We start from the raw sequence: 21,459 nt of genomic DNA on the forward strand, positions 1-21,459 counted from the left end.
ATCTGCGGCATAAGCTTGCCCAGATCGACCGCCTGATCGGTGATCCCAAAGCCCGCCGCAGCGCGACGTTCGACCGGATCGAAAGTTTCCGAAGCACCCTTTCGCATCGCAACGAAAGGGAAGACCCCGGACATGACACCTCAAACCATCCTATTGTTCCTGATCGCGTTTCTGGTCGGTAGCGACGAATTCCTCCTTGGCCCCATCCTCACGCCGATCGGAGCCGACCTTGGCGTTGCACCGGAGCGAGTGACCTTGTTCATCGGCGCCTACGCCTTGCCCCTCGCGCTCCTGTCTCCCGTTCTCGGCGGCCTCTCCGACCGGATCGGCCGACGGCGGGTGCTCTTGCCCTCGGTGGTGCTTTTCTGCCTGGGATCGCTCGGCACGGCGCTGGCCCCCGGATTTGGCGCGGCGCTGGCCACGCGGGTGCTGACCGGCATCGGCGCGGCGGGAATGCTGCCGATCGCCTTCGCCAGCGCGGCCGACAGCGGCCCATCCCGCGCGCCCGCGAATATCGCGGCGGTCCAGGCCGGCCTGACGACGGGGATCATCCTCGCCCCCCTCTACGGGTCCGCGGTTACGAATCTGCTCGGATGGCACTGGGCCTTTGCCGGTCTTGCCGCGGCTGGTGCAGTCTCGGTTCTGGGGCTGCGCTGGTTGCCAGGCGGCGTCTCGCACGGAGGAGCCGCCCCCATGTCAGGGCCGATCCTGGTGCCCGGCGCATTCAGCGCGATCCTCGCCATGGGGCTCGGTCTGGGTGGCGCTATCGGCATTCTCGCCATCGCGGGTGAACGGATTCGCGAGATCACCGATCTCGGGACCGGCGGCGTCGGTGCGATCTATGCCGGATTCGGCGTCGCGACGCTGGCGGGTAACCTGCTGATGCCTCTTGTCATGGGGGGCGTTCGCGACGGCCGGCAATTGGTGCAGCTTTGCCTCATCGGCGTTCTCGCCGCCATCGCTGCTTTCTTCGCCCTGCCACTTGGCTTGGTGACGGCTTCCTTGGCGATGGCCCTCTGGGCGGTGCTCGGCGGTCTCGGTGCCCCTGGTCTACAGACCTATCTCGCGGGACTTTCGGAGAGCCGAATAGGCGTGCTCATGGCGCTCGGGGCCAGTGCGATGAACCTCGGGGTCGCGGTCTGGTCAGCGGTGGCGGCGTCGCTTTTCGCCGTCGGGTCGATCTTGGTCGCTGGTCTCGCTCTGACGCTCATCGGAATTGCGTGTATTGCACTCATGCCGCCGAAATCGGCAAGAGCACCGAACGCCAACCATTGAGGTGGTGATCCTCAAGCCCGACGCACGGTCCGTCGAGTTGAGCAGAGCCATAAGCCGTCAATCGTTCGGAAGGCAGCATTCGACATTTTGGGTTCCGGGCAGTCGTCTTTCGCGCGGCCAGTGGCCTCTGGATTCACATCTGGCATGCCTTCCTGACAGGGCGGTTGGCACCCTATCAGGAAGTGAAGCACGGGTTTGAGGGGGTGCTAAAGCGCGGCGACGCGTGGTTTGCGCTGCTAGAAGTGACCGCTTCTGAAGTGTGCCCGAAATTTGCCATTAGACCGGACCGGTTTCAGGGGTCAAGACCACGGGGGTAGTTGCTTTCGACGGTTGTAGCGTATATACTATAAGTATATTACCTTTGGTGTATAATTATGTCCAACACGCCAGATGGCAGTCAGAATACCGCAAAGCGCATTCGTTTGAGCCGCGAGGACCGGTTTCGCCAGCTCCTCGACGTGGCTTGGCGGCTTGCCAGTGAAGAAGGTACTGACTCCTTGACGCTACCGCGTATGGCGGATGAGGCGGGGGTCAGCAAGCCGGTGATCTATGACCACTTCGGCACGCGAAACGGTTTGTTGACCGCACTCTATCAGGATTTCGACGTGCGCCAGACGGCGGTTATCGACGCTGCTATAGAGGCCAGCGAACCGACTCTGGAAGCAGCCGCCCGAGTAATTGCCTCTTCCTATGTCGAATGCGTGCTGACCCAAGGTCGCGAAATTCCAGGGGTGCTTGCCGGGCTTGCCGGCTCCCCCGAGTTGGAGGCGGTGAAGCGCAGCTATCAACAGGTGTTCATCGAGAAGTGCCGAAAGGCGCTGGCACCCTTCACCGGCGCGAATGGCATCGGGCCCGCCGCCTTCTGGGCAATGCTGGGGGCTGCAGACGCCCTGTCCCATGCCGCCGCGACTGGTGAAATCACAGAGCGGCAGGCACAGGACGAACTTTTTGAAACCATCGTCGCGATGATCGACAGGAGCGATCGTTAATGGATTAGGACGGCGACCGGGTGCTGGGTAAGGCGTCGCGTTCAGCTGATTGTCTTGGTTCGATGAAAGGAGGATCGAATGTCGGGGCTAGAAGCGCTCTACCAGCGCCGCATATTTCATTCCAGCGAGCGGATGGATTCCCACGCCCTTGTGTCAACCGAACTTGCAGACCATCATCTCAAGTGGAATGCTGGTCCAGTTGACACCCAACTGTACAAGTTCGACACGCCTCGTCTCTCGCTCTATTCGTTGCGATACGGTGCCGAGGTAGACATCTTTCCGGACCTATACGACCGATTCTCGCTAATCCATTATTCACTTTCGGGCGATATCGAGGTCGAAGCAGATCAAGTACGGCAAACTGTCAGGCAGGGGCAGGCAATTGTCAGCACGCCTAGTCGCAATATCAAACTTCGGTGGGCACAGAATAGCGAACAGTTGATTCTGCGCTTACCACATTCGCTTCTAGAAGAGACTGCAAACGCGATGCGGGCGCCTGCACTCAGTAGTGCATTGCGTCAGAATCCAGGGCTGTTACTGTCCGCCGCTGCCAACCGGCAATGGCTCGCCCAGCTTCACGCCTTTGTCGCGTTGGAGGCCGGCAGATCCCAGAACAAGGCGCTTCAGCCGTGGCTTGCTCATATGGAGCAGGGTATGGCGATGTTCCTGATGCTACAGCAGCAATCGACGCAGCGCCATCCAAGTGAAGAATGGAGCACCCGTTTCACCCATGACCGGCGGCGTCTTGACCGGCTGTACGGCTATGCCATGGATAACCTTTGCAACCCCGTCACCTTGTCCGATCTTGCTAGCGTCGTTGCGCTCTCCGAACGTCAGTTGAACACTTTTTGCCATGCGCATCTAGGGCAAGCTCCGATGTCTTGGCTTCGCGGTCTGCGGCTCGATGCGGTGCGTGCAGCACTTCAAGCCAACCCGGAAACGGAGCTTGCCGATCTTGCAATGCTTCACGGTTTCTTCCACCTAGGCCGGTTTGCATCAGTTTATCGTGATCGGTTCGGAGAACTACCAAGCCAAACCCGCAGAACTGCAAGAAACGGATAGCGGGTTGGGATGTTCCACCAGATGCGGATAGACAGCGGAAGCCCTGTTCTCCTAGCGTGAACTCGGTTGCTCTTGTCGGTCAAGCTACGGATTTTCGCTTAATCCAGGCTGGAACCGACCTGCCAACCGCCGATTTCGTGGCCCATGTTTTCCAGACATGGAAGCGAGCCACGACTGGAGTTCAATCTTTAGAGCACGAGAATGACAGGGGAAAACGGATGACAGATGTGTCAACTGCTCGAGGGAGCCTTTCTAGGGTCTACGGAGCATTTATTGATAATGAGTTTCGGCCCGCATCCGCGCGGACCTTTCCGGCCATTGCCGCCGCAAGCGGCGAGCATCTGGCCGATATTGCCCGCTGCGGATCGGCAGAAATCGACGACGCTGTCGCATCTGCCAAAGCCGCATTTCCAGCGTGGAAGGCGCTTGTTCCCGAAGAACGCGCGGCGTGTCTGAACAAACTGGCCGATGCAATCGAACGCGAAGCTGCCCGGTTGATGATGATCGACACGTTGGATATCGGTCGAGGACTGTGGGAAACCGGCATTGATCACACCATCGCAGTGCAGCAATATCGCTATTTCGCCGCCGCAGCCCTGACACACGAGGGTTTCGGGCGATCGATTCCGAATGGATATCTTGTTGCGAAGCGCGAACCCTATGGTGTGTGCGGCCAGATCATTCCCTGGAATGTTCCAGCCATCATGGCTGCGTTCAAGATCGCTCCGGCCGTGGCGGCAGGCAACACCGTGGTGCTCAAGCCAGATGAGAACGCTTCGCTATCCACGCTAGAGCTGGGCAAGCTGATCGCGGAGAGTTTCCCGCCGGGCGTCATCAACATCGTGCCGGGCCTCGGTGAAGAGGTCGGCGCTGCGCTCACAGCGCACCCAGACGTGACGAAACTCGCTTTCACCGGAAGTTCCGAAGTTGGGCGCATCGTTTCGCTCGCCGGTGCAAACCGGCTGGTACCGGTTTCGCTGGAACTGGGTGGCAAAAGTCCAAACATCGTCTTTCCGGATGTAGATCCTACCGACATCGACTCTATCGTCGACAACACCACTTTTGCCGCCATGTATTGCAATGGTCAATCCTGTCTCGCGGGGACGCGGCTGTTCCTGCACGACGCGATTTACGACGATTTCATGCAGCGCCTTACCGCCAGCATGAGCCGCATCCGGGTAACCGATCCCACGTCGCATGGGCCGCTTTTAGGTTGCATGGTCTCCGAGAAACAGGGCCGCCGAGTGCAGTCCTATATCGACATCGGCAAGAAGGATGCATCATTGGCGACCGGCGGCAGCCGTGTCGAAGTGGTTGGCTGCCACGCGGGCTGGTTCTTTGAGCCCACTGTCTTCGAGACAACAAATGACACGCGCATCGCGCAGGAAGAGATATTCGGGCCTGTCCTCTCCGTCATACGATGGAACGATTATGAGCAGTTGATTCATGATGCGAACAATGTCCGCTACGGCCTCGCCTCCGGAATATACACAAACAACTTGAAGGTCGCGTGGGATACCTCAGACCGGCTACAGGCGGGCAACGTCTGGATAAACAACTACTTCAACCTTGCAGCAGGTTCACCTTTCGGCGGCTTCAAAGAGAGCGGTATCGGCAGTGAGTTCTGTCATGAGACGCTGAATATGTACACGCACCTCAAAGCAATCACTGTCCAAACACAAGTAAACCCGCCTTGGTTTGCTGTCTGATCAAGAGAATAAAGAGAGGAAAAGTGAAATGAAACAATCTAATATAATGAATAGTCAGCAATTTGAAGGGGAATACGGCGGCGGTCGACGGAGTTTTCTCACGATGACGGGACTGGTCAGTGCGGCTGCTTTGACTTCTTCGTTTGGCGTTTCTTCGGCTCACGCCGAAACCACTTCGACTTCGGCCGGTGGTGAGTTCGTTCTCCACCGAAACGGCCATCCGATCACAGATCTAGAAGCCCTCGAACCTCTTACATTCGCGGGTTTCGCGCACGCGACTTACTTCCAAGTGCGCAACAGTCAGACTCGGGCGATTGACCTTCACCTGAAAAGACTGCGCGATGCATCTTTGGAGATGTACGGTACTGCCCTGCCGGACGATCAAGTTAAGGACTACCTTCGCGCGGCGGTAGAAGCCAGCCCGCCCGATCATTCGGTGATCGCAACGATTTATTCCCAGGCGGGCGAGTTCACTGCGTCAGGACACGATGCAACGCCGCAAATGTTGGTGCGAACGGTTGGACCTTGGAAAGCCCAGGAGGGTCCGCTCGCCTTGGCGGCAGTCGAGCATGAAAGGGACCTTCCGCATGTGAAACATGTCGGAGAGGTCGGCAAGACGTACTACATGCGCCAAGCCGCCCGGCAGGGCTTCGACGATGCGCTTTTTGTTGACCGTCAGGGCCGGATCAGTGAAGGCACGATCTGGAATCTCGCTTTCTGGGATGGCGAGACGGTGATCTGGCCCGATGCCGCCATTTTACTGGGCACCACAATGGGTATCGTGCGGAGGCAACTTGATCGGCTGGGCGTCCCCCAAAAGGTCGAGGAAGTCAGGCAGGAAGATCTGTCCAGAATGTCTGGCGCAGTTGTAATGAACTCTCTGACTCCGGGCATCGCCGTCCGCAGGATCGGAAGCGCACCCATTTCCGACGCTCCGGAATTTGTTACACAACTCCACGAAGCATTTGCTGCGGAAGTTCCCGCCGCTTTGTAATGACTTTCTGTCTTTGCGGTTTCGCACGCCGGAAAAAGCGTGCGGGATCGTACTGTACGCCTGTCTGACGACAGCGCTCGTAGATCCATTTCGGTCGATTTGATAAGGGAGTGTTTGTGGTTCATCGTCACCACAAAGGAGTGGACGTTGAGATAAACAACGAAGGGCTTTATCGAGAAGATCATCAAAGACTTCAATCTCCGCGCGCAAGCAGTATTTCGGCGAAGAGAAGATTAGGATTGTGCTGGAAGGCCTGCGAGGCGAGGGGATATCCAACCTCCCGCACTCATACATCGGTGCCAACCGCAATCGGCAGCGCCTTGAAGGCGTTCCATAGCTCCTCTGCGACTGGTCCTCGGTGCGTTCCGCGCCTCCGCATCAAGCCGATTGTCTCCGTCCGTCCGGGTAGGATGTCACAGCCAATGTCGATCAAGGTGCCGTCCCTCAACTCTTGCGCCACCATGAAGCCCGGCAGATGTCCCCAGGCTAACCCCTGCAGGATCAGCTCCTTCTTCATGTCATGATCCGGAACGGTGCACCGGGGAGCGCCGTCCACCAGAAAAAAGTTTTGTCCGGCTTCGCTCGCTGTGTCCCTGATCACGCACTGCGCACGCGAACGCAGTATGTCGACGGAAAGCCGATCAGGTGAAACGTCAAAGAAGCCGACAGCGGCCACGGGAATGAGTCTTACGCGCTCCAGGGGAAGCACTTCGAGCTCGAGATCACCGTCATTGACGCGGTGTATGGCAAGATCGGCGGTGCCAGTGCGGACACGTTCGGACGGGCCCGAAATCGCTTCAAAGTCAAGGTTGAGCTGAGTGCCAGGGCGATCGGAAAAGAACTGAGCGAGCAGGCCCAGAACGATTTTTCTGCGCGAAAGGTCACCCAGCACAACGGTAAGTCTGGGCTCGCGACCGCTCCGCAACTCCTCTGCGATCTCGACGAGGCTTCCCAGTTCGTGAAGCGCATGCTGGACATGCAGATGAAACTTCTCTCCAGCCTGGGTCAGCTTTGACCGATACCCGCGGCGATCGAGCAACTCCAAGCCAAGTCGCGCTTCGAGACGGCCCAACGAAGCAAATACGGATGGATGTGAGCGTCCCAGCAACCGGCCGGCCTCGGCAAAGCTGAGAGTCCGGGCAACGGCGTCAAAGGCCTGAAGATCGCCGATTTTCATACCGTTCAAACTGTTTGATTTCACGACTGACTCTGTTCAAACATTGTAATTTATCCGGACTTTCTCGCGGCTATGTTCGGGAGGTCAACAGGAGAAATCAGCTATGACCGAAGAACGTCACTTTACGACCGGCGACACCTGCAAGATCGCTTATCGCCTTGATGGCGACCCAGGGAAGCCATGGCTCGTTCTGGCGAACTCGATCGCCACGACGTATGATATGTGGGACGCTCAGATCGAAGAATTCGCCAAGTCATTCTACATTGTCCGCTACGATATGCGGGGACACGGTGGGTCGGACGTCCCGCAAGGCGCTTATTCGGTGGACCGCCTTGGTTACGACGTCCTTGAGTTACTCGACCATCTGCAGATCAGCCGCGCCTGTTTCTGCGGGTTGTCGCTTGGCGGGTTCGTCGGACAATGGCTTGGGATCCATGCGCCAGAGCGGATCGATCGTCTCGTGTTGTCCAATACTTCGCCCTATCTGGGGCCGAGACCTCAATGGGACGACCTGATCCAGAAGACCCGCGAACCCGACAGCATGAACTTCTTTGCCGACATGTTCCTTGGCAACTGGTTCCCGGAACCAATGCTCCGAAGCACTCCGGACAGATGTAAACCGTTTCGACAGATGGTGATTTCTACCGATCCGCAAGGTCTGGCGGGGAGCTTCGCCGCGGTTCGCGATGCCGACACACGACGCAGCATTTCCCTTATCACGACGCCGACATTGGTCATCGGGGGAGTGAATGACACCGTCACAGCGGCAAGCCACAGCGAAGCCATCGCAGCGGAGATACCACGGTCGAAGCTCGTGATGATGGACGGCGTGCACTTGCTGAATGTGGAAAGACCTGAGGAATTCGATCGTGTGGTCATAGATTTCCTGACACATTCATGAGCCGGTCTCGGCCAATGATCGGGGCGTGGCTCGGCAACCGCTATTCGGCCGCTTTGCGGGCTCCTGAAGCGCCAGCGGTTTCGACATTTGCCTCGCCCCATGCCTTGAGCGCGAGAATAACGGGCTCAAGGCTTCGGCCACGCTCCGAAAGGCTGTATTCCACCTTTGGCGGAACCTCGGCATAGACGGTCCGGATCACGAAGCCGTCCGCCTCCAGTTCGCGGAGTTGGTTGGTCAGCATCCGTTGTGTCACGTTCGGCAGCCGGCGGCGGATTTCGTTGAAGCGCAGCGTGCCTTGGAGCAGATGCCAGAGCACCACGCCCTTCCACTTGCCGCCGATCAGCGCAAGCGTCGCCTCCACCGGGCAACCGGGACTACAGTCGAAACGTTCATGTCGTGGGCGCGGCAAGAGACAGTATCCTTTTTGACACTATGTGCAGTTTATGTGCATTCTTGCGAAGAATACGCCGGAGCGTCACCTGTAGCCAGACATGAAATTCTGACTCGAACAGGAGACGCAGATGCGCGCCATCGGATACCAAACCCCGCTTCCCATTGCAGACGACAATTCGCTGGTCGATACAGACCTGCCGCGCCCCACGCCTTCGGGCCGCGACCTGCTGGTGGAGATCAAGGCCATATCGGTCAATCCAGCCGACACCAAGGTTCGTGCGAATGTCCGACCGGAAGCGGATAGCTGGAAGGTCCTGGGCTGGGATGCGGCTGGCGTCGTTGTGGAGGCTGGGCCGGACGCCAGTTTGTTCAAGCCTGGCGACGAGGTGTTCTATGCTGGCTCAATCACGCGGCCCGGTACCTATGCGGAGTACCACGTCGTTGACGAACGCATTGTCGGTCGTAAGCCGAAGACGCTTGGCTGGCCCGAAGCGGCGGCGCTGCCGTTGACCGCGATCACGGCATGGGAAACCCTGTTCGCCCGCCTCGACGTGAAGGGCCGTGCCGTTCCCGGTGCTGCACATGCGATCCTCATCATCGGCGGCGCTGGCGGCGTCGGCTCTATCACCATCCAGCTCGCCCGCAAGTTGACGGACCTGACCGTCCTCGCGACAGCCTCGCGGCCGGAGACGAAAGCTTGGGCGACCGAGCTTGGCGCACATCATGTCGTGGATCACTCCAAGCCTTTGGCGAAGGAGGTTGAAGCCCTGGCAATCGGTGCGCCCGGCTTCGTCTTCTCAACGACAAACACCGATCAGCATCTTGACGAGATCGTGGAGTTGATCGCGCCGCAAGGTCGTTTCGCGTTGATCGACGATCCAGCTGCGCTCAACGTTAATCCCTTCAAGCGCAAGAGCGCGTCGGTGCATTGGGAGTTCATGTTCACGCGCTCGATGTTTGGCACCGCCGATATCGCGGAACAGGGTGTTTTGCTCAACGAGGTATCGCGTCTGGTCGATGCCGGTACGATCCGCACGACGCTGGCGGAGAATTTCGGGCCGATCAACGCAGCGAACCTCAGGCGCGCCCATGCTCTGATCGAAAGCGGCAAGGCCAAAGGCAAGATCGCGCTAGAGGGGTTTTAGGAACGATAGCGTACTCAAGGCGCGGCCGAAGCAACGCCGGCGTCTTCGAGGCGCGTCTCCACTCAACCAAACCAGCACGAGAGTAATCCTATCCACTCATTCAAAAAGGAGCGTACCCTTGAAGGTTCGAGATTCGAGCATCGAAAATGGTGTTTGAAAGATGAGCCAAATTGGCCTGCTGCTGGTTTCGTGGACGGCAGTTTTAGCTTTCATAGCTCGCTCCTCGATTAGATAACTTCCCATGCGATGGCAGGATAGTGGATGAATTTCCGCGTGCGTCATAACAAAAAGGACGGCACGAGGCTTCTACCCTCGGCCCCCCGACTCCGGAACGCGGAAACATGGTTGGATGAGGCGGAGTAGAGTCTGCTCGACGCCTTCGCCCGTGGGCTTCGGCGAGATCAGGCTGCGGTTACCGCAGCTCTGCGGGAACCATGGTCGAACGGGGAGACCAAGGGACAGATTAACCACCTCAAGACCCTCAAGCGCCAGATGTCTGGTCGGGCGAACATCGATCTGCTCAGGGCCCGGCTCGTTGAAGCGTCCTAATATTGGGGGAGCGCCGAAGCTGCACCAAAATTGCGTCAGAGCCATTTTTAGATGCCGATAGGGGGTCAAGATTGCCTGCCGATTGACACATGATCAAACTGCCGCTCTGTTTCGCCCAAACGTCATCGCCTTTCCGCAAGATCATATCGCCACGCTCGCAGCGATGCTTTCGCACTCTGGGCCGATTCCACTTGCGAACTGACCGCTTAGACAAGCCATGAACGCACTGTCACACCGACGTAAAACAACTTGATGAGGTGGACGGTTCCACCCACCGGCACCGCAATGTGCCAAAGTGCTGGTGTTTGAACCAGCTCTGAAAGGAACCGCCCAGATGGAAATTACAACGATAGGAATCGACATTGCAAAGTCAGTTTTTCAATTTCACGGTGTCGATGCGGCAGGCCAGACCGTTCTGCAGAAGAAGCTTCGCCGGAGTGCAGTCTTAGATACCTTGGCTAAGTTGCCCCCTTGCCTGATCGGCATGGAGGCTTGTGCGACGTCGCACCATTGGGCCCGTGAGATCACGGCGCTAGGCCACGATGTGCGGCTCATTCCCCCAGCCTATGTAAAACCCTACGTTAAGCGGCAAAAGAATGATGCGGCTGATGCGGAGGCGATCTGCGAGGCTGAAACGCGCCCGAATATGCACTTTTTGGCCATAAAAAGTGTCGATCAGCAGGCGGCCATGATGCTGCACAGGGTCCGTGACCTTCTCGTACGGCAGCGCACAATGTTGATAAATGCACTGCGCGCGCGTATGGCTGAGCTGGGGATAATTGCGCCACAGAGACCTCAAAATGTTCTCGGGTTGATCCAGCAACTCGAAGAAGACAGCAATGGCGGCATCACAGACGTCGCCCGATCTGCTTTGCTGAGTCTGGCCGATCAACTCACCAGTCTGACACAAGAAATCCGCGCACTGGATCGCAAGATCCTTGAATGGCACCGATCGAGCGAAACTAGCCAGCGATTAGCGACCATTCCGGGAGTAGGAGTGCTGACCGCGACAGCGATGGCTGCTTCAGTTACGGACCCCTCGCTCTTCCGATCCGGACGCCAATTCGCGGCCTTTCTCGGGTTGGTTCCCAGACAAAATTCATCCGGTGGCAAAGAGCGATTGGGACGTATTACCAAAATGGGTGACGGATATTTGCGTAAACTCCTCGTGGTTGGGGCCACAGCTATTCTGAGGCGTGTTGCTGATACGCAAACGCGAACCGCAGAATTGGATCTGCAGCCTGCTAGAACGCAAGACCTCTCGACTGGTCAGTGTAGCAATGGCCAACAAAACCGCTCGGATCATATGGGCGCTCTTGGTAAGAGGAGGAACCTATCGAGCCGCATAAACAGTGAACAGCGCTGCATTGTTTACGCAGCGCACTGAGATGCAAGGACAATAGACGAGATGATGATCAAAGCAAGCCGCCGCCAGAACACCCCGTGGCATTGCCAGGACAGACATAGTCCGGCAACTTGATAGGGACCTGGCAAGCGGAATTCATCAGGGCCAGCGGCCAACAGTGCCGCGCAAAAGGCCGGACACATGACCGCAACCCGCGATGATCACGACGTCAAAAAAACCTTGCTAAATAGCAACCGTCCACACATGGCAATACCCTCCAGCTTCAAACGGTCCAGTTTTCAGGGGACAAAGCACCGCCGACGCGGACGCCGGAATGCAGTCTCTCCGCGTCGCTCACGTGTCGGCCTATTCCGAGAACGCCTGCCCATGCGAGACGCAAGATCGCACTTTAGTCTCATAAAGTATGAAATATTGCATAAAATATAAATTAATTGACAGCATGTTTGTTGTCTTCGATAAGTTGTTCGGGCCCCCAGAGACGCCCGCCCGGAACATAACGTTCAAGAGGAGGGCGGGAGGACGGAAGCGTATTGCACGCACCCTCTACCCGGGCCGCTTTGAAAAGGGAGGACATCCAATGACGTCACGCAGGCAGAATACCACTCGAAGATCGTTTCTGGCCGGCGGCACCGGGCTTGTGGCCGGTGCGCTTGCCGGCTTTCCCATGCCGGCGCTTGCCAAGATCCGGCCTGTACGCGTAGGCATCGCGCTTCCCCGGACTGGGCCGTTGGCGCTGTTTGCCGAACACCTGCCCTTTGTCATGGACCAGGTTGAACGGGCAACGAAATACACGGTGGATGTGGGCGGCTCGGACCGTCAGGTCGAATTCGTCATCAAGGACACGCAATCCAGCCCCAACCGCGCCTCACAGGTCGCGCTTGAGTTGATCCTGGATGACGGGGTCGATGTCATCATGGCCAGCGGCACGCCCGAGACGACGAACCCTGTTGCCGATCAATGCGAGCTGAACGGCATGCCTTGCTTGACAACCGAAGCGCCACTTGAACCCTATTTCCTTGGCCGCAAAGGCGATCCGGCGGTCGGGTTCGAATGGACCAACCACTTCTATTTCAGCGGCACACAGGCCGGTGGTGCGATCCTTCAGATCTTTGGCCAGGTCGACACCAACCGTGTGGTCGGCGCGCTTTGGCCGAATGACAGCGACGGCAATACCTTCGCCCAGATCTTTCCGCCGGTGCTGGCCGAACAGGGCATGACCCTGTCCGATCCGGGCCGGTTCGACATGCCGCTGGCCTCCTATTCGGCGGCGGTGGCCAAGTTCAAGGCCGACAATGTCGAAATCGTGCACGGCATCATTCCCCCGCCCGAATTCACGACCTTCTACAACGAGGCGATCCAGCAGAACTTCATTCCCAAGGTGCTTTACGCCGGCAAGACATCCGCCTTCCCAAGCGCGCTTGAGACCTTTGGCGAGCGTGCGCACAGGCTGGTGACCGAAGTGCCCTGGGGGCCGCAGTTCCCCTATACCTCCCCGATCACCGGACAGACCGCCGCCGAGGTGGTGGCCGAGTATCATGCCGCGAGCGGGCGCCAGTGGAATTCGCAGCTGGGCTTCAAGCTGGCCATGTTCGAGGTGCTTTTTGCCGGTCTGGCCCGGGTCGAGGATCTGGACGATCCGGAATCCGTCCAGAAGGGGATTTCCGCAATCTCGGATGACACGATTGTCGGCCGGGTCGATTTCAGCAAGGGGCCGTTCCCCAATACCGCCGTGACCCCGATCGCGGGCGGGCAATGGCTGGAGGGAACGGAGTTTCCGCTGCGGCTGGCGATCACGGAAAACACCTTTGCCCCCGACGTCAAGGTCGAGGCCACAACGCTTCCGATGCTTCCGGCATGAGGCAAGAGGGCGGGGCGGCGCCCGGCGACCTGGCCCTTGAGGTCAGGTCCCTGGGCATGGTGTTCGGCGGGCTGGTCGTCTTTGACGGCCTGTCCCTCGACGTGAAAAAGGGCGAAAGGCTTGGGATCATCGGTCCGAACGGGGCGGGAAAGAGCACGCTGTTCAATCTGTTGACCGCGCTCATCCGGCCAACCTCGGGCACGATTGCGGTCAACGGGCAGCCGCTTGGCCGGGTCAGGCCCTGGTCCATCGCCAAGGCCCGGATCGCGCGCACCTTCCAGATCCCCAAGCCGTTCGCGCGGATGACCCTGACCGAGAACCTGATGGTCGCCCTCACCCATGGCGGGGGGCTGTCGCAACCCGCGGCGCGCGACCGCGCGATGGAGACGCTGCGCGGCACCGGCTTTGCGGGACGCGAGAGCGAGATCGCGGGCGAACTGGGGATCCTCGATCTGAAACGTCTGGAACTGGCCCGTGCCCTTGCGCTTCATCCGTCCATCCTGCTGCTTGATGAAATCGCGGGCGGGCTGACCGATGGCGAATGCGACGAGCTGCTTGGCATCCTCGACCAGAACGTGATGCCGGACACCACCGTGATCTGGATCGAGCACGTCCTGCACGCGCTCAAACGATATGTGAAAGAGGCGGCGGTGCTGGCCGAAGGCCGGATCATCACCACCGGACCGATTGCCGATCTGGTCGAGAACGCAGAAGTGCGCCGCCTGTATTTCGGAAAAGAAGCCACATGACTGCCGATCATTCCCAACCTCTGCTGGAGGTCTCGGACCTGCACCTGCGCTATGGCGGGTTGCGCGCCCTGGACGGTGTCAGCCTGACCGTGAACCGCGGAGAAACCGTGGCCGTCCTTGGTGCCAATGGCGCCGGAAAATCCTCTCTCATCAAGGCGATATACGGGGCAGAGCCCTATTCCGCCGGGCAGATCCTGTTTGATGGCGTGGCCGTCACCGGGCGCAGCCCGAACCAGATGGCCCAGGCCGGGATCGGTCTGGTGCCCGAGGGCCGCAAGATTTTCCCCTCGCTGAGCGTGGAAGAAAACATCCGCCTCGGCGCCGCGATCGGCGGCCATGACGGCGCCGATATCGAGAAGGTGTTCGAGATATTTCCCGAACTCAAGGAACGCCGCAATGTTCAGGGCACGCTGGTGTCGGGCGGGCAGCAACAGATGATCGCCATCGGGCGTGCGCTGATGGCCCGCCCCCGCCTGCTGCTGTGCGACGAGATCAGCCTGGGCCTGGCGCCGACCGTGGTGGACCGGCTCTATGACGTCATCAAGGACCTGGTGGCGGGGGGCATGGCGGTTCTGATCGTGGAACAGGAAACCAACCGCGCCATAAAATCCTCGGAACGCTACTACTGCCTGCTGGAAGGTCGCGTCACCGCGCAGGGCCTCTCTGCGCAGGCGGATCAGGACGAGATCACACGCGCCTATTTCGGAGGGGATCATGACTGATATCGCCAATATCGTCATCCAGGGCATTCTGCTGGGCGGCCTTTTTGCGATCTACGCCCTGGGGCTGTCGCTGGTCTTTGGCGTGCTTCGGATCGTGAACATCGCGCATGGCGACGTGCTGGTGCTGGCGGCCTATGTGGCCTTTGTCCTGAGCGAGACGCTGGCGATTTCGCCCTTCCTCGCGTTGCTGATCCTGATCCCGCTGACCCTGCTGGGTGGGCTCACCTTTCAGATCGGCATCTTCGAACGGGTGGATCGGCGCGATCCGCTGGTGCCGATGCTGGTGGCCTTCGGCTTTGCCGTGGTCATCCAGAACGGCCTGCTGCTGCTGTTCGGCACCAATCCGCGCAAGCTGGATGCGGGGGCGATCGAACAGCTGAGCGTCTCGCCCTTGCCCGGGATCAATGTCAGCGTTCTTGCGGTGCTGATCCTGGGGATCGCCATTGCGCTCATCGCAGTGTTTCAGGCGATCATCTATCGCTCGCGGTTCGGCATCCAGGTGCGGGCCGTGTCCGACAGCGAAGACAATGCGCGGCTGATCGGCGTGGACATCACCGCCACCTTCCGCAAGGCCTTCATGATGGTGATGCTGACCGTGGCCGTCGGGGCGGTCCTGATGGGCATCAAGACCAATTTCGACCCCTTCAGCGGCGCGTCGCGCCTGCTGATCGCCTTCGAGGTGGTGGTGATCGGCGGTCTTGGCAACCTCTGGGGCACCCTGGCGGCGGGGATCGTCATCGCTCTGGCGCAGATGGTCGGGGCCAGTATCGATGTGTCCTATCAGACGCTGGCCGGGCATCTCGTCTTTCTTCTCGTCCTGGTGATCCGTCCGCAGGGTCTCTTTCCCAAGGTGGTGGGCTGAACCATGACACAGACAGATTTCCGCAAGTCGATCCTCCTGCTGGCCGTGGCGGTCGCCCTGCTGGCCCTTGGCCCGGTCCTGCTGGGCCGGAGCGAGATCCGCTACATGACCGACCTGTTCGTGCTGATCGCGGTGGCGCAGCTCTGGAACCTGCTGGCCGGATACCTTGGCATCGTGTCCATCGGGCAGCATGCCTTTGTCGGACTCGGGGCCTACGCGTTCTTTGCCCTGACGCAGCTGCTGGGGATACATCCGTTTCTCTCGCTGGCTCTGACGTTTCCCATCGGCTGTCTGGTCGCTCTGCCCTCGTTCCTGTTGCTGGCGCGGCTGCGGCTGGCGTATTTCGCCATCGCGTCCTGGGTTCTGGCCGAGGTTCTGATGCTGATCCTCGGCCAGCGTCCCGCGTTTGGTGGCGGCACCGGGTCATCTTTCGCGACGGCTACGATCAAGATGTTCGGCGCGGGCGTCAGCGAGAGGATCGCGAATACCTACTGGCTATGCCTCGGAATGCTGGGGATCGTGATGGCCTCGATGCTTCTACTGCTGAGATCCCGCGCCGGGCTGGCCATCCGCGCCCTGCGCGACGACGAGGTGGCCGCCGTTGCCGCGGGCATCAATCCGCTGCTGACGCGGGCGGTGCTCTTTTCCCTTTGCGGCGGCATGCTGGCCGTGATCGGTGCCATCGACACGCTGCAAAAGCTCAGGATCAGCCCGGCGGGGTCCTTCAGCTTGCAGGACTGGACCGTGATGATCATTTTTGTGGTTGTCATCGGCGGTCTGGGCACGGTCACCGGGCCAATCGTCGGGGCCATCGCCTTTGTCCTCTTCCGCGAAACGCTTAGCGATTTCGGGCCGCTCTACCTTGCCGCCATGGGTGTTCTGGCCGTCGGCGTCATGCTATTAGAGCCCCGCGGATTGGTCGTCATTCTGACCCGGACGGTCAAATCCATACGCGCGCGCCACTGAATGGTGCGGCAACGACAACAAACTCCAAGGACCAGGGCGCCCCGGGCCGGACAGGGCGGCCTTGAACCGCACCGGCAGTCGTCATAATTTCAGATAGAATTCAGAAATCAAGAATATGCCTGCGTTAAAGCAAACCCCGACCCAGACGGAAAAGGTCTATCAAGCGCTCCGTCGGGATATCGTCGAGTGCCGTCTCGCGCCGGGCTCGAAGATCAAGATGAAATATGTTTGCGACACGCATGGGGTCAGCCTGGGCGCGGCGCGCGAAGCTTTGTCACGGCTGTCCGCCGACGGCATGACTGTGCCCGAGGCGCAACGCGGCTACACCGTCGCGCCCATGTCCTGGGTGGAATTGTCCCAGCTGACCGAGACCCGGACCGAGATCGAGGTCTCATGCCTGCGCAAATCCATTCACCACGGCGATATCGAATGGGAAACCCGCGTTGTCGCCGGTTTGCACCGGCTGCTACGGGCCGACGATGACGGGGAAAAGACCGATGGCACCGGACCGTCGCTGAACTGGGTGCGCGCCCATTCCGAGTTTCACCTGGCGCTGGTTTCGGCCTGCCCCAACACCTTCCAGCTTGATCTGCGAAATGACCTCTATTCCAAGACCGAACGGTACCGCTTCCTGTCGCATGCCATGAGCATCAAGCTGGGACAGCGGGACGCCCGGCAGGAACATATGGACCTGGCCGAACTGGCACAGGCCCGGAAAACCGACGAAGCCTGCGCGCTGATGACCGAACATTTTATGCGCACCGCCCGCGATGTTCTGGATGCGGCAGAAAAGATGGGTGGGGTCACGCCCAACACGATGATCGAGCTGCTGCCCGTGTCCTGGGCCTCCATCCGCCGGGACTCCGTTCAGGACTGATCGTGGAAATGAGCCCCGCGTTGCCGCGGGGCTCTCTGCTTGTCTGTCGGGCTGCGCCGCTCAGACCTCGTCCTTGCCAAAGCGGCCGTCGAAGAGCTCGTCCTCGTCCGGGGGGTAGTCGCCGGCATAGGCCTTCTTCTGCACCTCTGCCCCGTCCAGGCCGGCGCGCCGGGCCGCAAGCATCTTGCGCGGGCTGACCGGCTGGCCAATCGGGTTGGCCGCAAACAGCGGCGAATTGCGCATGAAGTCCGAGGATTTGTCCCAGTCGCCGAAATTGTCGTATTGCAACTCGACCGAATTGCCGTCGGGATCGGCATAGTAGAACGACGTGGTCAGACCGTGATCCACCGTGAAATGCGGCGTAATGCCCTGTTTTTCCAACCGCTCCCAGGTCAGCAGAAGCTCGTCCATCGTGTCGTATTCAAAGGCCGAATGGTGCATGCCGTTGTGAATGCGAAAATCGGGGTCGTCGGTGATGTCCGGGGTCGCCAGCAAGCCGATGCGATGGTTCGCCCGGTCATTGCTCATCCAGGCGCCGCCTTCGAACTGGTAAAGCGGTTTCATCCCCACAAGGGTGCCGTACCAGTCGATCATCTCCTGCAGGCGCCCGGTCTTGAGCGTGACGTGATGCAGGACGGGAATTATGACCTGGTCCGACGCCTCTGGCGCTGTGCTGTTCATGGCTCTCTCTCCAGTTGATTAAGATTGGTTGGCCCCTTTGGGTGGCCCGTCAGCCCGCCGGGCCGCGCAGGTCCAGACAATGGCTGTCCGAGACGGCGGCGATCAGCGCGCCAACCGGATCGGACGGTGCGGTCCGGGCGATCCAGGATACATGTCCATCGGGCCTGACGCCGACGGCACCGCCTGGTACGATCCCCATCAAGTCGACCGCATGCGGACCGTAATCCGCGAGGGTCCGCACCGTCACCGCCAGCCCGGTCGCGTCCGTGGCCACCCGCACGGCCTCATCCCAGCCCGGTCCATCGACAAAAAGGGTCAGGCCGTCCTTTGCGACATCGGCCAGGGTCGATCCGCCCCAGCCGCGCCCGGCATTGGCAAAGGGCATGCGGCGCCCGATACAGGCCCCGCCCACAGCTTCGCGCGCGGGGTCGCGGCAAGCCGCGCTCAGCGCGCCCTGCTGATAGGTGAAGTCCAGATCCACCTCGGCCCCTTGCGAAAAATGCGGCGCCTGCGCCTGGATCGCGGCATCGACACGCGCGCGTTTCGCCACCGCCTCGGGGCTGTCGCCATCGGTTCCGATCTGCTTCGACGGGAAGACGCGAAACGGTCCGTCCGCGGCATCGGCGGCAATGGGGGCGAGCGTGTGAAACCCGAGTGCCTCGTCAATCGCGGCCATGTTCTGCAAGTTGCTGACACTGTGATCGGTATTGCGCTGCGCGATCGGCTGGCGTTCCTGCTGGTAGGTATCCAGCAGACCGACCGGCGCCTGCCCCCGGATCACCGCGTCAAGCTTCCAGACCAGGTTCTGCGCGTCCTGGACGCCGGTGTTCAGCCCAAGCCCCCCGGTCGGGGGGAAGCGATGGCAGGCATCGCCCGCCAGAATCACGCGGCCCTCCCTGTATCCATCGGCGACCTGCGCGCTCATGTTCCAGCCGGACAGGCCGACCAGCTCGACCGGGATGTCTTCTTCACCGATGGCTTTGCGCACGATCCTCAGCGCCGCCGCTTCGTCGAAGGTCTCAAGCGGCAGGTCCCCGATCGGCACGAGCATGGCCCAATTGCGCGAGGTGCGCTCGAAATTGATGAAGAGGCCGCGGGCGTCCATCCCGCAGATCCAGTAGAGAACCCCGTAGTCCGACCCAAGAAGGTGATCCACATCGGCGCGGAAGTAGATGGTCATGAACCGGGCCAACGACTGCGGGCCGATCATCTTGATGCCCGTCGATCTGCGCACGGTGCTGCCCGCGCCGTCGCAGCCGATCACCCAGTCCGCCTCGATCACCTTGGTTCCGGCCTCGGTTTCGACCGACACCTTTGCGCTGTCGGCATCCTGAGTGACCTGCGTGACCTTGTGGCCGTACCACACATGCCCGCCCATCTCTTCCAGCCGGGACCGGATCTGTGTCTCAAGCTTGTTCTGCGGGATGTTGATCGACGGGATGCCGGCGACCGGCCGGTCACCTTCGATGTCGATGGCCGTCAACTGGAACACGCCGAACTTGCGCCCGGCCAGGTTTTCGACCCAGTTGATATGCCCCTTAAACGCCTCGGGATCGCCCGCTGCGATGGCCCGATCGCCGGCGCCGAACTCGCTCAGCACCTCCATCGTCCTGACGTTGATCACATGGGCGGCCGGCAGGCCCTCGGGTTCTGTCCGCTGGTCCAGCACGATAGGGTCGTATCCGCGCTGGTGCAGCAGGCACGCGGCGGACAGGCCGGTCGGCCCGGCGCCAACGATGACGATCTTTTGGTTCTGCATGGGTCCTCCTCCGTGCCGCATGTCAGGCTTTGTCAAATACCCACCAATATTTTATAAATCAATTAGGATTTTATATTTTTATTCGGTACAGTCAATTTGCTGCTCCGCAGATGGGCACAAAGGAATGGAACTGACATGTGTCTGAATATGGCGTCAGAAGACGGTCGCGATGTCTACCTAGGATCCAGGCATGTTCGCCTGATGAACGCAGGCCATGCGTGCAGTGTGGCGGGTCGTGCACTGATCGCGAAGGCTCTCCTGGGCCACAAGACAAAGACCGCCGTTCGTGCCCTTGTCAAGGATCACGGCAACCCTTTGCGACAGCCAGCGCCCATACCCGCCGCCTGAGACACAGCGGTGTCAGGGAGCTTTACAAAAAACCAGCAACAATCACGGAACTTGCAAATGCGCCTTATTTCTTTCCTCCGCCCGGACGGCACCGCCAGCTATGGGACAACCGACGGCACGACCGTCTTCGATGCCGGAGCCGAATTGTCGGGGACCTATGCGGATCTGCGCGGCGTCCTGACAGCCGATGCCGTGGCGGCGCTCAAGGGCTGCGGACCGAAACTCGCTTTGGACGAGGTGACGTTGCAGTCGCCGGTGCCGAACCCGGACAAAATCCTCTGCATCGGTCTCAACTACCTGAGCCACATCAAGGAAACCGGGCGGGACAAGCCGACCTACCCATCGATCTTCACGCGCTACCCCTCGTCGCTCCTGGGGCACGGGGTGCCGTTGGTCCGTCCCAAGGTCTCGGACAAGTTCGATTACGAGGGCGAATTGGCGGTGATCATCGGCAAGACCTGCCGCCATGTGTCCACCGATGTGGCCTGGGATGTGATCGCCGGGTACAGCTGCTTCAATGACGGCTCTATCCGGGACTATCAGGTGCATACGACGCAGTTCTGGCCCGGCAAGAGCTTTGAGGCCTCTGGCTCCATGGGGCCGTGGATCGCCACCACGGACGAAGTCGGTGATATCACCAAGCAGACCCTGACCACCCGGATTGACGGCAATGTCGAACAAGAGGCCGGCATCGACGACCTTGCAATCACCATCCCCGAGATCATCGCCTATCTGTCCCAGATCCTGACGCTTCTGCCGGGTGATGTGATTGCGACCGGGACGCCGGGCGGCGTGGGCCGGTTCCGCGAACCGCAGCTTTACCTTGAACCGGGCATGACCGCCGAGATTGAGATTACGGGCATCGGCACGCTGTCGAACGGTGTCGTGGACGAAGCCTGAGAGTCATCCCGTCAAACATGTGGCGCCCGGATATGATCCGGGCGCCATGCCAAAGCAAAATGTTGGCTATCGCCGTCAGCCCGCCGGCCCAGCCGACAACATCAAGCCCGCGCCAGCACAGAACGCGCTTCTCCCTCACAGTACAGATGGGCGTTGTTGCAGAACTTTGACGTCTGA

At 60.0% G+C, this 21,459-nt stretch carries 18 protein-coding genes and 2 pseudogenes; 16 read left to right on the forward strand and 4 right to left on the reverse strand.

The features are described 5' to 3' along the window. The first annotated feature begins 132 nt into the window (after positions 1 to 132). The 5 genes from O4H53_RS07870 (at position 133) to O4H53_RS07890 (ending at position 6,029) form a co-directional block, all read left to right on the forward strand. Positions 133 to 1,275, forward strand: a complete 1,143-nt coding sequence (locus tag O4H53_RS07870) for an MFS transporter (protein ID WP_269362731.1) — start codon at positions 133 to 135, stop codon at positions 1,273 to 1,275. Between the two features lie 374 nt (positions 1,276 to 1,649). Further along, a complete protein-coding gene (locus O4H53_RS07875) occupies positions 1,650 to 2,264 on the forward strand; it encodes a TetR/AcrR family transcriptional regulator (RefSeq protein WP_269362733.1) in 615 nt (204 codons plus the stop codon). A 78-nt stretch (positions 2,265 to 2,342) separates the two neighbouring features. Then, positions 2,343 to 3,326 carry an AraC family transcriptional regulator gene (locus tag O4H53_RS07880; protein WP_269362735.1) on the forward strand — a complete coding sequence of 328 codons (984 nt, stop codon included), beginning with the start codon at positions 2,343 to 2,345 and terminating at the stop codon, positions 3,324 to 3,326. Positions 3,327 to 3,544: 218 nt separating this feature from the next. Beyond that, positions 3,545 to 5,035 (forward strand): aldehyde dehydrogenase family protein, encoded by a 1,491-nt coding sequence (locus O4H53_RS07885; protein WP_269362737.1) that lies wholly within the window; start codon positions 3,545 to 3,547, stop codon positions 5,033 to 5,035. Between the two features lie 28 nt (positions 5,036 to 5,063). Continuing rightward, positions 5,064 to 6,029, forward strand: coding sequence for an aminotransferase class IV family protein (locus O4H53_RS07890; RefSeq protein ID WP_269362739.1), 966 nt, complete (start codon positions 5,064 to 5,066; stop codon positions 6,027 to 6,029). Between the two features lie 286 nt (positions 6,030 to 6,315). Here O4H53_RS07890 and O4H53_RS07895 read toward each other — a convergent pair whose 3' ends face one another. Next, positions 6,316 to 7,206: a LysR family transcriptional regulator gene (locus O4H53_RS07895; RefSeq protein ID WP_269363049.1), complete on the reverse strand. Its 891-nt coding sequence runs from the start codon at positions 7,204 to 7,206 to the stop codon at positions 6,316 to 6,318. 103 nt (positions 7,207 to 7,309) lie between these two features. Here O4H53_RS07895 and O4H53_RS07900 point away from each other — a divergent pair, with 103 nt between their 5' ends. After that, positions 7,310 to 8,107 carry an alpha/beta fold hydrolase gene (locus tag O4H53_RS07900; RefSeq protein WP_269362741.1) on the forward strand — a complete coding sequence of 266 codons (798 nt, stop codon included), beginning with the start codon at positions 7,310 to 7,312 and terminating at the stop codon, positions 8,105 to 8,107. Between the two features lie 40 nt (positions 8,108 to 8,147). On the opposite strand, the gene O4H53_RS07905 is transcribed toward O4H53_RS07900, so the two are convergent. Next, positions 8,148 to 8,468: a winged helix-turn-helix transcriptional regulator gene (locus O4H53_RS07905; protein WP_269362743.1), complete on the reverse strand. Its 321-nt coding sequence runs from the start codon at positions 8,466 to 8,468 to the stop codon at positions 8,148 to 8,150. A 160-nt stretch (positions 8,469 to 8,628) separates the two neighbouring features. On the opposite strand from O4H53_RS07905, the gene O4H53_RS07910 reads away from it, so the two are divergent. The 9 genes and pseudogenes from O4H53_RS07910 (at position 8,629) to O4H53_RS07955 (ending at position 17,594) form a co-directional block, all read left to right on the forward strand. After that, entirely contained in the window at positions 8,629 to 9,645 is a 1,017-nt protein-coding gene (locus O4H53_RS07910) for a zinc-binding alcohol dehydrogenase family protein (protein WP_269362745.1), read from the forward strand. 378 nt (positions 9,646 to 10,023) lie between these two features. Next, a pseudogene (locus O4H53_RS07915) lies at positions 10,024 to 10,194 on the forward strand (ISL3 family transposase); the annotation flags it as partial. A 334-nt stretch (positions 10,195 to 10,528) separates the two neighbouring features. Beyond that, positions 10,529 to 11,543: pseudogene (locus O4H53_RS07925) on the forward strand (IS110 family transposase). A 594-nt stretch (positions 11,544 to 12,137) separates the two neighbouring features. Continuing rightward, positions 12,138 to 13,418 (forward strand): ABC transporter substrate-binding protein, encoded by a 1,281-nt coding sequence (locus tag O4H53_RS07930; protein ID WP_269362747.1) that lies wholly within the window; start codon positions 12,138 to 12,140, stop codon positions 13,416 to 13,418. After that, the gene (locus tag O4H53_RS07935; RefSeq protein ID WP_269362748.1) at positions 13,415 to 14,167 is read left to right on the forward strand and encodes an ABC transporter ATP-binding protein; all 753 of its coding nucleotides are present in this window, start codon (positions 13,415 to 13,417) and stop codon (positions 14,165 to 14,167) included. The genes O4H53_RS07930 and O4H53_RS07935 overlap by 4 nt, the downstream gene beginning before the upstream one ends. Further along, positions 14,164 to 14,889 carry an ABC transporter ATP-binding protein gene (locus tag O4H53_RS07940; RefSeq protein WP_269362750.1) on the forward strand — a complete coding sequence of 242 codons (726 nt, stop codon included), beginning with the start codon at positions 14,164 to 14,166 and terminating at the stop codon, positions 14,887 to 14,889. Before O4H53_RS07935 ends, O4H53_RS07940 begins: the two co-directional genes overlap by 4 nt. Next, positions 14,882 to 15,751, forward strand: a complete 870-nt coding sequence (locus tag O4H53_RS07945; protein WP_269362752.1) for a branched-chain amino acid ABC transporter permease — start codon at positions 14,882 to 14,884, stop codon at positions 15,749 to 15,751. The genes O4H53_RS07940 and O4H53_RS07945 overlap by 8 nt, the downstream gene beginning before the upstream one ends. A gap of 3 nt (positions 15,752 to 15,754) precedes the next feature. Further along, complete coding sequence (locus tag O4H53_RS07950) at positions 15,755 to 16,717, forward strand: branched-chain amino acid ABC transporter permease (RefSeq protein ID WP_269362754.1); 963 nt, start codon at positions 15,755 to 15,757, stop codon at positions 16,715 to 16,717. Positions 16,718 to 16,832: 115 nt separating this feature from the next. After that, positions 16,833 to 17,594 carry a GntR family transcriptional regulator gene (locus O4H53_RS07955; RefSeq protein ID WP_269362756.1) on the forward strand — a complete coding sequence of 254 codons (762 nt, stop codon included), beginning with the start codon at positions 16,833 to 16,835 and terminating at the stop codon, positions 17,592 to 17,594. A 60-nt stretch (positions 17,595 to 17,654) separates the two neighbouring features. Here the strand turns inward: O4H53_RS07955 and O4H53_RS07960 are convergent, their stop codons facing one another. Then, on the reverse strand, positions 17,655 to 18,275 hold the full coding sequence (locus O4H53_RS07960) for a VOC family protein (RefSeq protein WP_269362757.1): 621 nt from the start codon (positions 18,273 to 18,275) through the stop codon (positions 17,655 to 17,657). 49 nt (positions 18,276 to 18,324) lie between these two features. Beyond that, positions 18,325 to 20,034, reverse strand: a complete 1,710-nt coding sequence (locus O4H53_RS07965; protein WP_269362758.1) for an FAD-dependent monooxygenase — start codon at positions 20,032 to 20,034, stop codon at positions 18,325 to 18,327. Positions 20,035 to 20,439: 405 nt separating this feature from the next. Between O4H53_RS07965 and O4H53_RS07970 the strand changes: the two genes are divergently transcribed. Next, a complete protein-coding gene (locus O4H53_RS07970; RefSeq protein ID WP_269362759.1) occupies positions 20,440 to 21,282 on the forward strand; it encodes a fumarylacetoacetate hydrolase family protein in 843 nt (280 codons plus the stop codon). Positions 21,283 to 21,459 lie beyond the last annotated feature (177 nt).

The organism is Sulfitobacter sp. G21635-S1, from assembly GCF_027213915.1.
Classification (GTDB): domain Bacteria; phylum Pseudomonadota; class Alphaproteobacteria; order Rhodobacterales; family Rhodobacteraceae; genus Sulfitobacter.

Bases quoted from the DNA above. Each gene is read 5' to 3' on its own strand.
- O4H53_RS07870 (WP_269362731.1), top strand. From the start codon at position 133: ATGACACCTCAAACCATCCTATTGTTCCTGATCGCGTTTCTGGTCGGT.
- O4H53_RS07875 (WP_269362733.1), top strand. From the start codon at position 1,650: ATGTCCAACACGCCAGATGGCAGTCAGAATACCGCAAAGCGCATTCGT.
- O4H53_RS07880 (WP_269362735.1), top strand. From the start codon at position 2,343: ATGTCGGGGCTAGAAGCGCTCTACCAGCGCCGCATATTTCATTCCAGC.
- O4H53_RS07885 (WP_269362737.1), top strand. From the start codon at position 3,545: ATGACAGATGTGTCAACTGCTCGAGGGAGCCTTTCTAGGGTCTACGGA.
- O4H53_RS07890 (WP_269362739.1), top strand. From the start codon at position 5,064: ATGAAACAATCTAATATAATGAATAGTCAGCAATTTGAAGGGGAATAC.
- O4H53_RS07895 (WP_269363049.1), bottom strand. From the start codon at position 7,206: ATGAAAATCGGCGATCTTCAGGCCTTTGACGCCGTTGCCCGGACTCTC.
- O4H53_RS07900 (WP_269362741.1), top strand. From the start codon at position 7,310: ATGACCGAAGAACGTCACTTTACGACCGGCGACACCTGCAAGATCGCT.
- O4H53_RS07910 (WP_269362745.1), top strand. From the start codon at position 8,629: ATGCGCGCCATCGGATACCAAACCCCGCTTCCCATTGCAGACGACAAT.
- O4H53_RS07930 (WP_269362747.1), top strand. From the start codon at position 12,138: ATGACGTCACGCAGGCAGAATACCACTCGAAGATCGTTTCTGGCCGGC.
- O4H53_RS07935 (WP_269362748.1), top strand. From the start codon at position 13,415: ATGAGGCAAGAGGGCGGGGCGGCGCCCGGCGACCTGGCCCTTGAGGTC.
- O4H53_RS07940 (WP_269362750.1), top strand. From the start codon at position 14,164: ATGACTGCCGATCATTCCCAACCTCTGCTGGAGGTCTCGGACCTGCAC.
- O4H53_RS07945 (WP_269362752.1), top strand. From the start codon at position 14,882: ATGACTGATATCGCCAATATCGTCATCCAGGGCATTCTGCTGGGCGGC.
- O4H53_RS07950 (WP_269362754.1), top strand. From the start codon at position 15,755: ATGACACAGACAGATTTCCGCAAGTCGATCCTCCTGCTGGCCGTGGCG.
- O4H53_RS07955 (WP_269362756.1), top strand. From the start codon at position 16,833: ATGCCTGCGTTAAAGCAAACCCCGACCCAGACGGAAAAGGTCTATCAA.
- O4H53_RS07960 (WP_269362757.1), bottom strand. From the start codon at position 18,275: ATGAACAGCACAGCGCCAGAGGCGTCGGACCAGGTCATAATTCCCGTC.
- O4H53_RS07965 (WP_269362758.1), bottom strand. From the start codon at position 20,034: ATGCAGAACCAAAAGATCGTCATCGTTGGCGCCGGGCCGACCGGCCTG.
- O4H53_RS07970 (WP_269362759.1), top strand. From the start codon at position 20,440: ATGCGCCTTATTTCTTTCCTCCGCCCGGACGGCACCGCCAGCTATGGG.